Annotated in this window: 9 protein-coding genes; 3 read left to right on the top strand and 6 right to left on the bottom strand. The window is 71.6% G+C overall.

From position 1 onward, the window contains the following. Positions 1-700 precede the first annotated feature (700 nt). Entirely contained in the window at positions 701-2053 is a 1353-nt protein-coding gene (locus Dvina_RS01640; RefSeq protein WP_223100607.1) for a hypothetical protein, read from the bottom strand. Between the two features lie 436 nt (positions 2054-2489). Between Dvina_RS01640 and Dvina_RS01635 the strand changes: the two genes are divergently transcribed. Then, positions 2490-5384, top strand: a complete 2895-nt coding sequence (locus Dvina_RS01635; RefSeq protein WP_223100606.1) for an AfsR/SARP family transcriptional regulator — start codon at positions 2490-2492, stop codon at positions 5382-5384. A gap of 11 nt (positions 5385-5395) precedes the next feature. Beyond that, positions 5396-6781: a class II fumarate hydratase gene (locus tag Dvina_RS01630; protein WP_223100605.1), complete on the top strand. Its 1386-nt coding sequence runs from the start codon at positions 5396-5398 to the stop codon at positions 6779-6781. An 8-nt stretch (positions 6782-6789) separates the two neighbouring features. On the opposite strand, the gene Dvina_RS01625 is transcribed toward Dvina_RS01630, so the two are convergent. From Dvina_RS01625 to Dvina_RS55065, 5 genes are read right to left on the bottom strand one after another with little or no spacing between them, the layout of a single operon-like run. Then, on the bottom strand, positions 6790-7314 hold the full coding sequence (locus Dvina_RS01625) for a hypothetical protein (RefSeq protein ID WP_223100604.1): 525 nt from the start codon (positions 7312-7314) through the stop codon (positions 6790-6792). 44 nt (positions 7315-7358) lie between these two features. Next, positions 7359-8006, bottom strand: coding sequence for a response regulator transcription factor (locus Dvina_RS01620; protein ID WP_223100603.1), 648 nt, complete (start codon positions 8004-8006; stop codon positions 7359-7361). Beyond that, complete coding sequence (locus Dvina_RS01615; protein ID WP_223100602.1) at positions 8003-9115, bottom strand: sensor histidine kinase; 1113 nt, start codon at positions 9113-9115, stop codon at positions 8003-8005. The genes Dvina_RS01620 and Dvina_RS01615 overlap by 4 nt, the downstream gene beginning before the upstream one ends. Next, the gene (locus Dvina_RS01610) at positions 9115-9633 is read right to left on the bottom strand and encodes a hypothetical protein (protein WP_223100601.1); all 519 of its coding nucleotides are present in this window, start codon (positions 9631-9633) and stop codon (positions 9115-9117) included. The genes Dvina_RS01615 and Dvina_RS01610 overlap by 1 nt, the downstream gene beginning before the upstream one ends. After that, positions 9630-9758 (bottom strand): hypothetical protein, encoded by a 129-nt coding sequence (locus tag Dvina_RS55065; protein ID WP_281428351.1) that lies wholly within the window; start codon positions 9756-9758, stop codon positions 9630-9632. Before Dvina_RS55065 ends, Dvina_RS01610 begins: the two co-directional genes overlap by 4 nt. Positions 9759-9955: 197 nt before the next feature. Between Dvina_RS55065 and Dvina_RS01605 the strand changes: the two genes are divergently transcribed. Beyond that, the gene (locus Dvina_RS01605) at positions 9956-13192 is read left to right on the top strand and encodes a TIGR03767 family metallophosphoesterase (protein ID WP_223100600.1); all 3237 of its coding nucleotides are present in this window, start codon (positions 9956-9958) and stop codon (positions 13190-13192) included. The last annotated feature ends 20 nt before the right edge of the window (positions 13193-13212 follow it).

The following is a 13212-nucleotide window of genomic DNA, read 5'->3' as shown; positions in this document are numbered from 1 at the left end:
GCGCTGACCCGCGCCATGCCGCAACGAGCCGTCCTTGCCCAGGTCTCGGGGGCGTGGCACCGCTTGCCGCCGGCGTGTCGGCGGGGACTGGTGCGGTTCACACCAGGCTGAATCGTTGCGTCGGCGCCCGCGAACGCTTCCGCCAGCGTGTCAGCGGCGGCTGGTGCGGTTCATGCCCGACGGATGCAAGCCTGTGCCGGCCCGCATCGGCGATGGGCTGGCGCTGCGTGGGCAGTGGTGCTGGGCTGGCGCTGCGTGGGCAGTGGTGCTGGGCTGGCGCTGCGTGGGCAGTGGTGCTGGGCTGGCGCTGCGTGGGCGGCGGCGGTGGCGATGCGTGGGCGGCGGCGGTGAGCTGACGTCCGCGCTGCGCTGGCGTCGGTGTTGGGCTGGCGCTGCGTGGGCGGCGGCGGTGAGCTGACGTCCGCGCTGCGCTGGTGTGAGTGCTGGGCTGGCGGTGCGTTAGCGCTGGGCTGTGTCGGTGCTGGTCCTGGTGCTGAGCGGGTGTGCGTGCTGGGTCGGCGATGCGGTGGCGCTGGGCTGACGTCCGCGCTCGGCTGGTGTCCCCCGCTCGGCTGGTGTCCCCCGCTCGGCTGGTGTCGGTGTCGGTGTTGGGCTGGCGCTGTGTGGGTGGTGGCAGTGGCGGTGGCGGTGAGCTTGCGTCCTTGGGGGGACCTGCATCGGCGGTGGGCTGGGGGCGGGGTCAGGAGGGGTTGGTTTGGCTTGTCCATTCGAGGAGGGTGGTCAGGGTCTGGCCGCGGGAGTTGCGGAGGTTCGGGTCGAGGCCGTTGTTGATGGCCGCGTCCAAGGTCCAGGTGTCGCCGTGCTGCGCCAGGAGGGTGATCTCGTCGCGGAGGCGTTGCATGGGTCTTGGCATGGGGACCCGGGGGTTGCTCCAGCCGTCGACGGCGGCCAGGCAGCCGATGTGGGTGCCGCCCAGGGCGATCAGGGTGCGTTCGCGGGCGATCTCGTCGGCCGTGTGGGGGATGACGATCTGGTTGTCGCGCATCTCGACGGTGTGCGTTGCCGTGCCGCAGCGGATCTTGATGGTGGTCCGGAGGGGGCTGCGCGGCGGGTGGTGCGGGCCTGGGCGGCCGGGGAAGAGGGTCTGGTGGATCAGCGGGTGGAGGTCGTTCGGGGAGATCTCGCCGCGGAGGAGTGCCGTCAGCTCCGGCGGGCGGCGGGCCTGGATCAGGGGTAGTGGCGGGACCTTGGAGAGCTCCACGCCGAACGCCTCGATCTCGGCCCGGCGGCGCTTGTCGTCTTCGCGGTGGTACGGGACCCGGGAGAGCAGGCGGACCCGGCGGCTGTCGAGGTCCAGGACCAGGCGGCGGCCGCGCATGTCGATGCGGACCAGGCCCGAGTCGCCGGCCAGGCCCTGGGCGGCCGTCGGGAGGTAGGCGTAGGCGGGGCGCAGCCAGGAGAGGGCCTTGTCCACGGCCTGGCGGCGGCGGTCGGGGTCGGTGAACGCGGCCGGGTCGACCCGGTCGCGGCCCCAGCGGTCCTGGAACAGCTGGACCTCGAGGTCGTAGCCCGCGGCCGACCAGGCCTCGGCGTGGTGGCCGGACTCATCCAGCAGCAGCGGCGGCGAGGTCAGGAAGTCGGGGCCGCCGCAGCGGGTCAGGAGATCCTTCGTGCGCCTCGAGTCCCAGCGCTCGGGGAGCAGGAGCAGGGTGTCGTCGCGGTTGCGGCCGGGATTGTCGAGCGGTGCGACGCGTAGCTGCACGCACTGGGGTTCATGCAGCGGTGGCGTGTATGCATACAGCGCGTGACTGTCGCCGATGCGTGACAACGGGTACCGCATGCGCGGGTTCAGGCGGCCGGTGCTCGGGTCCCGGGGGAGGTACCAACGAAGCAGGTCGGGAATGACGTGACGTAAATCCGACTCAACGGATTCGGCGAATTCGGCGCCGTGGAATTGGCGGAGTTTGCCGAGGTCCACGGCCGGGGTGACGTATGCGGCCGCGCACGCTCCGCGCCAGTCGCCGGCGAGGCGGCGCTCGGTGGCGCGCTCGATCATTTTCGGCGGGACGGCGGACTGATGCATGGGGCGCACGCTGCGAACGTACGGCATCTGCGACGCCCCCTCGACGCCGCAGATGCCTGGGAAAAGCCCTTGAATCGCCCAAACTTGGCCTATACCCCGTCGGGCGACAATTCCGTTAAGTCGGCAGCGCGAAGTACCCCGCTTAACGTGGTGATTTGGGGGCCACACACAACGTTGGGCGCAGCCCCGCATCAAATGATTCGCCTGCTCGGCCCGGAATATCCCCGTTCGCCCAGAGCTCCCGGCCTTGACTGAGTAAGGCCGGTCCTGGGCGCATTCCGGCACGCGCATGCGCTCCAGTGAAAAAGGGTCGCCGCCCCCACTCTTTCGTCGCTCTCATCTGACTACCATCAAAGAAATATTGGCTTGCGTCACGCGGGAGACGGCGGTTGGCGCACAGAGGGTGATGATGCGCGATACGACCCGTTTTTCGATCCTCGGACCGGTGCAGATACACACGCCGGACGCGGAGATCACGGTCGCGGCCCCGCGAGAGCGGGTCCTGCTGGCGCTGCTGCTCCTGCGGGAGGGGCAGCTGGTGCCGGTGCAGCAGGTCATCTCCGCGCTCTGGGACACCAACCCGCCACTTACCGCCCGCGCGCAGGTGCACAGCTGCGTTTCGCGGCTGCGGCAGGTGCTGCGCAGGGCCGGGCTGCCCGAGGATCTGGTGGTGACGGAGCCGGCCGGCTACCGGATCAAGGTCGGGCCGGAGGATCTCGATGCCGCGCTCTTCGCGACGCTTGTCGAGCGGGGGCGGGCGGCGGCCGCGGAGGGTGACCTCGCCGGCGGGCGCGACGATCTCCGGGAGGCGCTCGCGCTGTGGCGGGGGCGGCCGCTCACCGACGTCGACTCGGATGTGGTCCGGGCGGCGGCCGCGCACCTGGACGAGCAGTGGACCGCGGCGATGGCGCTGTGCCTGGACCTCGAGCTGCAGCTGGACCTGGCCGAGGAGATCCTGGCCGAGGTCGCCGACCTGGTCGAGCGCTTCCCGCACCACGAGCAGTTCCGCGGCCACCTCATGACGGCGCTGGCCCGCACCGGCCGGCGCGCGGACGCACTCGCCGTGTTCCGCCGCGGCCGGGCGCTGCTCGCCGAGGAGCTCGGCATCGAGCCGGGCGCCGAGCTGGCCGACCTGCACCGGCGGATACTCAACGGCGACGCCGCGCTGCTGCTCCCCCAGGCCCCGCGCACCATCGGGCGCCGGGCCGCCCGCTGCCTGCCCCGCGACGTCGCCGACTTCTCCGGGCGGTCCGAGCTGGTGCAGCGGCTGATCGGCGGGCTGCGGTCGCAGCGGCCCGAGGTGATCGCCATCGACGGCATGGCCGGGACCGGCAAGACGTCGCTCGCGGTGCGGGTCGCGCACGCGGCGAGTGAGCGCTATCCGGACGGCCAGCTGTACCTCGATCTCCGCGGGCACAGCGACCGGTCGCCGCTCGACCCCGGCGAGGCGCTCGGCGCGCTGCTGCGGCAGCTGGGCGTGCCGGCCGAGCGGGTGCCGCCGGGGCTGGACGACCGGGCGGTGCTCTGGCGCACCGAGCTCGCCGACCGGCAGGTGCTCGTCCTGCTCGACAACGCCCTGGACACGGCCCAGGTGCTGCCGATGCTGCCCGGCACCGCGCACACCGGTGTAGTGATCACGAGTCGGCGCCGGCTGGCCGGGCTGGACGGTGCGCAGACGGTGTCGCTCGACGTGTTGCCGCTCGAGGACGCGGTCGAGCTGCTGCGCCGCACCGTGGGTGAGCGGGCGTACGCGGACCCGGCCTGCACCGAGGAGGTGGCCGAGCTGTGCGGGCGGCTGCCGCTCGCGGTTCGGCTGGCCGGGGCGCGGCTGCAGCATCGGCCCGGCTGGAGCGTGTCCGACCTGGCGCTGCGGCTGCGGACCGCGGACCGGCGGCTGCCCGAGCTCGCCGTCGACGGTCGCACGGTGGCGGCGGCCTTCACGCTCAGTTACCAGCAGTTGGCGGTACCCCTGCAGAGGCTTTTTGCGGTTCTGGGTCTGCACCCGTCGGGTGACTTCGAGCCGGCCGCGGCCGCCGCGCTCGGTGGGCTGGCCGTCCCGGAGGCCGAGGCGCTGCTGGAGGACCTGGTCGACGTGCACCTGGTCGAGGCGCCGGCGGCCGGGCGATATCGGCTGCACGACCTGCTGCGCGACTATGCGGCGCAGCTGGCGCAGGACGACACGCCCGCGCAGCGGCGGCTGCTCGATCACTACCTGTACTCCGTGGTCAGCGCGACGAAGTTCATGGAGCTCTCGGACGCGAAGTCGCTGCTGCGCCTCGACGACCCACCGGCGACGGCGCTCGACTTCGCGGCGCCGCCCGAGGCTCGGCGGTGGCTGGAGCGGGAGCTGCCGAACGTCCTCAGCGTGTCACGGATGGCCGCCGAGACCGGTCACCACCGGCACACCTGCATGCTCACTCGGGCCGTGTCGCCGTTCCTGTTCGGTTTCGGGTTCGGCGAGCACCAGCTCGACCTCTACGAGCGCGCGATCGCGGCCGCCGAGGCGCTGCCGGACGCGGAACTGGAGGCGGAGTCGCGCAACTACCTGGCCGCGGTGTACTTCCGGATGGGCCGCCTCACCGACGCCCTCGCCACGCTGCAAACCGTGATCCGGATCGCCGAGCGCGAGGACCTGCCGCGGCTGGTCGGCACGGCGCTGACGAACCTGGCCATGCTGCACAGCCGGCTCGGGCAGTATCCGGAGGCGATCGCGTCGGCGGAGGCGGCGGCGCGGGTGCGGCTGCCGGAGATGCCGCCCAGCCTGGAGTTCAAGCTGGAGAGCACCGTCGCGCTCGTCCACACGCAGGCCGGCAACTACGTCCAGGCGCTGGCGGCCAACCGGCGGGCGCTGGCCGTCGCCCGGCGTATCGGGGGCATCCGGCCCTTCTCGATAAGCCTCGGCGAGCTGGGCCTGGTGCACCTGCACCTCGGGCACCTCTCGGTGGCCACGGCGCTGCTGCAGCGGGCGCTGGTGCTGAAGCGGGACTCGGTGAACCAGTACGGGGCGGCGGAGACGCTGAGCAAGCTCGGCACCGCGTATCGCCTGCGCGGCCGGCTGGCCGACGCCGAGACGTGCCAGCGCGCGGCCCGCGACCAGATGGAGCGCGTGGCCGACGTCTCCGGGCAGTGTCTGGCCGCGAACGACCTCGCGCTGACATTGCGCGCGCTCGGCCGGTCGCAGGAGGCGGACTGGCTGAACAAGGAGGCGTTCGCGAAAGCTTCACGCATCGGCGACCGCTACGAGCAGGCGCGCGCGCTGTTCGGCCTGGACCGCTCCGACGAGGCTGTTGCGCTGTTCACATCTCTCGGCGCACAGGACCTGACGGCGCTTTCCCGCTGAATGATGGGTTGATGGAGTACCGCATCGAGCACGACACCATGGGTGAGGTCCGCGTCCCCGCGTCGGCCCTGTGGCGGGCCCAGACGCAGCGGGCCGTCGAGAACTTCCCCATCTCCGGGATGGTGCTGGAAGGGTCGCTGATCCGCGCTCTGGCCGCCGTCAAGGCCGCGGCGGCAGCGGTCAACGGCTCGCTCGGGGTACTCCCGCCGGACGTTTCGGAGGCCATCGCCGACGCGGCGCGCGCGGTCGCGGACGGCGAGCACGCGGATCAGTTCCCGATCGATGTGTTCCAGACCGGCTCCGGGACGTCGTCGAACATGAACGTCAACGAGGTCATCGCGACGCTCGCCTCGCGGGCACTGTCGTCGCCGGTGCACCCGAACGACCACGTGAACGCGTCGCAGTCCTCGAACGACGTCTTCCCCTCGGCCATCCACATCGCCGTCGCCTCCGAGCTCGCGCACACGTTGACGCCCGCGCTGGCGTCGTTGGCGTCGGCGCTCGAGCGCAAGGCCGACGAGTTCGCGCCGTTGGTCAAAGCCGGGCGTACGCATCTCATGGACGCGACCCCGGTGACCCTGGGGCAGGAGTTCTCCGGATATGCGGCGCAGGTCCGCTACGGCGTCGAGCGGATCGCGGCAGTGCTGCCCCGGGTCGCCGAGCTGCCCCTGGGCGGGACGGCGGTCGGGACCGGGCTGAACACGCCTTCGGGGTTTGCGCCGCGGGTGATCGCGCTGCTGGCGGAGACGACTTCGCTGCCGCTGACCGAGGCCCGCAACCACTTCGAGGCGCAGGGGGCGCGGGACTCGCTCGTCGAGGCGTCAGGGGTCATCCGGACCGTCGCGGTGGGGCTGTACAAGATCGCCAACGACATCCGGTGGATGGGTTCGGGGCCGCGGGCCGGGCTGCGGGAGCTGGCGATCCCGGACCTGCAGCCGGGGTCGTCGATCATGCCCGGGAAGGTGAACCCGGTGATCCCCGAGGCGATCCGCCAGGTCGTGGCCCAGGTGATCGGGAACGACGCGGCGGTGGCGTTCTCGGGGTCGCAGGGCGACTTCGAGCTCAACGTGATGCTGCCGGTGATCTCGCGCAACCTTCTCGAGTCGATTCGCTTGCTGGCGAACGTCGCCCGGCTGTTCGAGGAGCGGTGCATCGTGGACCTGGCGGCCAACGCCTCGGTGCTGGAGGCGTACGCGGCCGGCTCCCCGTCGATCGTGACGCCGCTGAACCGGTACCTGGGCTACGAGGAGGCGGCGGCCGTCGCCAAGCAGGCCCTGAAGGAGGACCGCACCATCCGCGAGGTCGTCCTGGCCCGCGGGCACGTGGAGCGCGGGACGCTCACCGAGCAGCAGCTGGACGAGGCCCTCGACCTGCTCGGCATGGCCAACCCGAACTGATCGCCGAGTCAGTCTCCGCTGCGCAGGGCGCGGATCAGGCCGTGCCGGCGCAGCGCCCAGGTCAGGCGGCGGGCGTGGCGGTGGCGCACGACGAGGACCAGGGCGGTGCGGATCAGGGCCCAGCGGCGGCCCTCGAACTGGTTCTCGGCGACCTGCCAGATCACCGCCCGCAGCGGCGCGGACTCGAGCGCTTCGCGCAGTTCGGTGCGCACCTCGGGGTCGTCGAGCGCGGAGCGGATCGAGCGGGCCAGGTCGGGGCGGTCGGCGAGGCTTGCGGTGATGCCGGCGGCGAGGTTTTCCCGGACGTCGTCGTCCTCGATGAGCAGCAGGGTGGCGCGGCGGATCTCGGCGGCGTCCAGGCCTGAGCGGACGAGGTCAAGCACTCTGCGCTCGACCTCGTGGTCGTGGTCCTCGACGGACAGCGCGGCCAGCAGGGTCGTCACCTCGTCCAGGTCGATCAGGTGCTGCAGGCCCTCCCGGAACTCATCGCGGTCCCAGGCGTAGAGCAGCGCCTTGACGAAGTGCCGATCCATGCCGGCTGATACCCGCGGACCGGGCCCGCCGAAACGGGAGATCGTCAGAGCGCCAGGCCGTTGCGGTAGGCGTAGGCGACGGCCTGGGCCCGGTCGCGGGCGCCGGTCTTCGCGAACAGGTGGTTGATGTGGGTCTTGACCGTCGCCTCGCTCACCACCAGCTGGGTGGCGATGTCGGCGTTGGACATGCCGGTGGCCACCAGTTGGAGGACCTCCAGTTCGCGGTCGGTCAGGCCGTCCGGGGGTGGGCCGTCGCGCAGCGGGCGGTCCGGGGGCAGCATGTCCAGGAGCCGATTCTGCACCTCGGGCGCCAGATCGGCCTGGCCGGAGGCCACCCGGCGCAGGGCCTGGACCACCTGGTCGGCGTCCGCGTCCTTGGTCAGGTAGCCGCGGGCCCCGGCGCGCAGCGCGGCGAGCATCTCGTTGTTCTCGGCAAACGTGGTCAGGACCACGATCTGCGTGCGCGGGTGGTCGGCGCGGATCGCGCGGGTCGCCGTGACGCCGTCGCAGCGGGGCATGCGCAGGTCCATCAGCACCACGTCGGGGTCGTGCTCGGCGACGAGCGCGACGGCCTCGTCGCCGTCGCTCGCCACGCCTACGACTTCGATGTTGTCCATCAGCGTGAGCATGAGCTTCATGCCGTCGCGGATCACCCGCTGGTCGTCGGCGATCACCACGCGGATGGTCGTCATCTCGGGATCGTCAGCCACACCCGGAACCCTTCGTCCACCGGACCTGCGTCAAGCTTGCCGCCCAGCAGTTCGGCCCGCTCACGCAGGCCCGCCAACCCGTATCCCCCGCCCGTGAAGTCCAGCTCCGAGCGCGATGCCGAACCGTTGTCACACACCTCGACCTCGACCTGCGACGGCGCATACGACAGGCGGACCCGCACCGCCGCGCCCGGGGCGTGTTTGCGGACGTTCGTGAGCGCCTCGCGGACGGTTCGCTCGACGGCCAGCCCGGCCTCCGGAGACAGCGGCTCGACCGGGCCCTCGACAGTCAGCCGAGCGTTGGCGGACGCGGCCAGTTCGCGCACGGTGTCGGCGGTCGGGCGGGTGTCGCCGCGCAGGGAGTGGACAGCCTGGCGGGTCTCGTCCAGGCCCTCGCGGGCCAGTTTCTGGGCCTGGTCGATCTGCTGCAGCACGGCCTCCGCCGGCGCGTTGCGGCGCAGCAGGAGGCGGGCGCTCTCCAGCCCGACGATCTGCGCTGACAGGGTGTGGGCCAGGATGTCGTGGATCTCGCGCGCCAGGCGGGCTCGCTCGGCGTACACCTGAGCCCTGGCCTCTGCTTCCTGTGTTGCCTTTTCGCTGGCCAGGAGGCGTTCGGCCTGGTCGGCCCGCTGCCTGGAGCTGCCCACCACGACGCCCAGGACGGCGAAGCCGATGCAGCCGGCCATCATCGGGACCAGGGCCGTCGGGTTGCGCAGCTCGGCGATCACGGCGGCGGTGGCGATGGTGACCAGGACGAACGGTACCGCGAGGACAAGCGGCAGGGCCGCCAGCGCGACGGAGATGGCGATGCCGGCGGGGAGCCACCCGGGGGACGCCGGGTCCACGATGTACAGGGCGTGGCCGCCGGCCGCCATGACCACCAGCGCGATCACTCTGCGTATGGGCTGGTCAGCCCGCGCGCGCCAGCTGAAGACGGCCCCCGTGACCGCAACCGCCGCGCACGCCAGCGCCAGCCAGCGCAGATCAGCCGGCACCACGAGGACGGCGGCGGCCACGAACAGGAGCGCGCCGACGACCCGCCCGAGCGCCACACCGGACGCGGTCGGGCGGAGCCGTCGGAGCAGCGACATCAGACGGATTCCCGGACGCGGGCCGGCGTCGGGGCAGGTGTCAGGGCCGGGGCCGGCTTGAACAGGCCCGCACGCCGGGCGAGCAGCACGTTCTGCGTCCCGAGCGTCACTGCCACGAACACCATCGCCTCGCCCATCCCCTCCTGCGCGCCGAGCCTGGCCGCGAGGAGGAACACTCCCACACGCACCGCGATCGTGGCGACCCACAGCACACCGGTGCGCCAGTCGCCTTCACACATGGGCCCGGCGTCCGTACCCCACACCCTCAGCGTCGCCGCCCGGGCGAACCCCATCGCCACGGCGAACGCGACCCCGACGGCGAAGAAGCCGATCGCGAGCGCGGAGTCGAGGCGGTAGACCATCCGGTGGTCGGCGAGCAGTGACAGGATCAGGAACCAGACCGGCAGGATGATGAGGCCCCGCGGGGTGACCGCGCGCCGGCGGACCTGCCGGCTGATCACGAGGGCGGCGAACGCCACCCCGAGGCCGATCGCGGCGAGCAGCTGCACGTTCGTCATCGACGGGGACCTTTCTCGAGCCGGGTGCGGGAGCCGACGAGCGGCCGGTCGTCCAGGAGGAAGTCCGCGATGAACGGTGCTACGAGCATGAGGCTCAGGACCGGGATCAGAAACAGGTGGTGCATCGGGCTTCCTTCCGACCGGGAACGTCGATGGCCCATACGCTATGGCCCGCCCCGGGCCGGTCGCGTCGGCGCAGGAATTGATCCACGGCATCAACCCGTGGGTGGAGACGCACGCATCGGGTGGAGACGATGGCTCAGACCGTTCGGGTTGGAACGAGGTGGAACGCGAACCTCACATGACAAGTCGACGAGATGTGTTGAAGCTGGCCGCCGCGGCGGCGGTGGCGGCGGCCGTGGAGGCGGGGACCATAGCCGGGCCGATGCTCGCGGCCTACGCCGACGAGGTGTCGCCCGGGGACGGCCGGGGACTGTTCGGCGGGGTCACGACCCTGGACCGGACGGTGAAGCAGGCGGCCCGCCAGGACGTGCAGACCTGGACCGACTACGTGAAGCTCTCCTCCGGGCCGGGTGAGCACCACATCGTGCGGGCCGAGCTCGCGGACGTGTACTCGCACCAGACCCGGGCGCTGGAGGCGTTCGTCCACATCACGGACATGCAGGTGGTCGACGACAAGTCGCCGGGGCGGGTCGAGTGGACCGATAGGTGGGCCGACCTCGGCAGCACCGTCACCGACGTGTCGACGAGCTCCGCGTATCGGCCGCACGAGATGCTGTCGACGCAGCTGGTCGAGGCGATGGTGCAGGGGATCCGCGGGGCCGGGCGCGGGCCGATGACGGGGCGGCCGTTCAGTTTCGCGGTGGCCACCGGAGACATGGTGGACAACTGCCAGTGGAACGAGACGCGCTGGTACATCGATCTGCTCGACGGCGGCCACCAGATCACCCCGGTGTCCGGGGCGGCCGGCAGTGAGGAGTCGGTGTCGGCGAGCTGGGGCGGGTTCGCCCACGAGCAGGCCTACTGGTCACCCGAGGGCGATACCATCGGCGGCGTCGACTTCTACCGGTCCAGGTACGGCCTGCCGGTCGTGCCGGGCCTGCTCAAGGCGGCCCGCCGATCGTTCACGTCGACCGGGCTGGGCATGCCGTGGTACGCGGTGATGGGCAATCACGACGGGGAGATCCAGGGCAACTACCCGGTCGACCCGACGGTCGTGGAAACGGTCGGCGGAAACCTCCACGACATCTCCGGGTTCGCCGAGTCCGGACAGAAGGCGTACGACAGCCTCATCACGAGCGGCCAGGTCATCCTGCACGACGGTCTCAACGTCGGCACGCTCAACCTGTTCGTGGACAACCTGCAGTTCAAGCCGGTGACGGCCGACAGGAGCCGGCGGGTGCTCGGGCGCAAGGCGTTCGCGCTGGGGCACTGGAACACCAGCGGCACACCGCGCGGGCACGGGTTCACCGGCGACGGCACCTCGGCGCACACCTACTATTCGCGCACGTCGCCGGACGCGCCGATCGTCTACCTCAGTCTCGACACGGTCTGCTACGACGGTGGGGCCAACGGCCGCCTCGAACGCGATCAGTACGACTGGCTCGAGCGCCAGCTGCAGGCGAACAGCCGCGTCTTCCTCGACTCGCTCTATCTGCTGCCGGTGACGAACGACAGCGCGACCGACCGGCTCATCGTCGTCTTCGCGCACCATACGCTCAAGTCCATCAACAACAAGGACGTCGACAACCTCATCGACCTGGGCAACGCCGATTTCTGGTACGGAGACAGCATCGAGAAGATGCTGCTGCGGTTCCCGAACGTGATCCTGTACGTCTGCGGACACACCCACAAGAACGAGGTCCATGCGCACCGGCGCGGCGTGGTCAGCCCGCTGGGCAACAACGTCCCCGGCACCGGCGGGTTCTACGAGATCGCCACCGCATCGCACATCGACTGGCCGATCCAGAGCCGGCTGATCGAGATCACAGCCGGCCGCGGCACGATCGGCATCAACACCACGATCGTCGACATCGCCGCGCCGCTCGACCACCAGGGCGACCTCGGCTCGCCGACGGCGCTGGCCGCGCTGGCCCGGGAGCTGGCCGCCAACGACCCCACCGAGCGGCCCGGCGGCAGCAACACGCTCACCAATCCGGACGGCGAGCTGGGCCGGCGCGGCGTCGCCGCCGACCGCAACGCCCAGCTGATCCTGCCGGCGCCGTTCCCGCTGCCGGTGCCCGACGAGTGGGGCTCCTCGGTGGCGCTCACCGCGAATACCGGCCAAACCCTTGATGTCTTCGGTACCCGCACCGACGACACGATGGCCCGGGCGCACGCGGCCGGCAGCGGCGCCTGGGAGCAGTTCACCGCGATCGCCGGCGTCAAGGCACGCGCGCTGGCCGCGGAGACGAGCACCGCCGGCGGCCTCGAGCTGTACGCGGTCGACGCCACCACCTACGGCGGGGTCTACCGGCTCGTGCAGTCCGGCGGCGTCTGGTCGCAGGTCGGCCTGGCCAACGTCAACGCGCGCGCGATCACCGCGGTGCGGGACGCGACAGGCCGGATGCAGCTGTTCATCGCCACGGCCGGCGGGGATGTGTGGCAGTGCGGCCAGCAGAGCCCGGGCGGCACCGTCTTCACGGGCTGGTCCGGCGGGTTCGGTCTGGCGGGGCAGTTCGTCACGCAGGTCGCCGCGGTGCGCAACGCCGACGGGCGGGTTGCGCTGTTCGCGACGACGAGCCGCGGGCAGCTGATGCACCGGGCCGTGCAGGCGAGCGGGGCATGGGGTGCCTGGACGCTTTTCGCGGTGCCGTCCGACCACGGGGCCGAGCTGCGGTTCAACAAGGTCGCGGCCACGATCCAGCCCGACGGCCGGGTCGCGCTCTTCGCGGTCGACCACGACTGGCGGGTCTGGCGCAACTACGACTTCCCTGCGGGCAGTGCGAAGTTCGCCGCGTGGAAGCAGGTGGACGGCGGCCGGATGACCCAGGTCGCGGCGCGGCTGGAGCCGTCGACCGGCCGGCTGCGGCTGTTCGGCGTCGACAACTCCGGCAAGCTGTGGACCCAGGCCCAGACCGCCGTGAACACCGACGCGTGGACGGGCTGGGCGTCGTCCTGGGCGCCGGGCGCCCTGCGCCCCGACGTGCCCGGGTTCAGCGGCCTCGCGAACCCGTCGGGCCAGGTGGTCATGCCCAATGTCCTGGGCGTGAGCGAGTCCGTGGCCCGCGGCGCGCTCGCCGCCGCCAACCTGGTCGTCGGGAGCCTCACGCGGCAGGTCGACCCGGCCGCGGCCGGCACGGTCATCGCCCAGTCGCCGGTCGCGCCGGGTGCGGTCGTCAACGAGGGCGCCGCCGAGAACCTCGTGGTGTCGCTGGGCGGCTCGGCGGTGCCGAATCTGCTGTACATGACGCTGAACGCCGCCATCGGGGCCACGACGGGTGCGGGCCTGTCGTTCAGCCAGGGAGCACCGGTGGTCACATCGGACGCCACGAAGGCCGACCTGGTGCTCAAGCAGTCGCCGGCGGCCGGGACCGTCGTGAAGCCCGGCACAGTGGTGTACTTCAATCTCGGCAAGTTCGTCGCCGACGACCGGTGACCCCTCCCAGTGGAACGTGG

It is taken from the genome of Dactylosporangium vinaceum (assembly GCF_019904175.1).
Taxonomy (GTDB): domain Bacteria; phylum Actinomycetota; class Actinomycetes; order Mycobacteriales; family Micromonosporaceae; genus Dactylosporangium; species Dactylosporangium vinaceum.
This window is presented reverse-complemented; position numbering and strand designations above follow the sequence as displayed.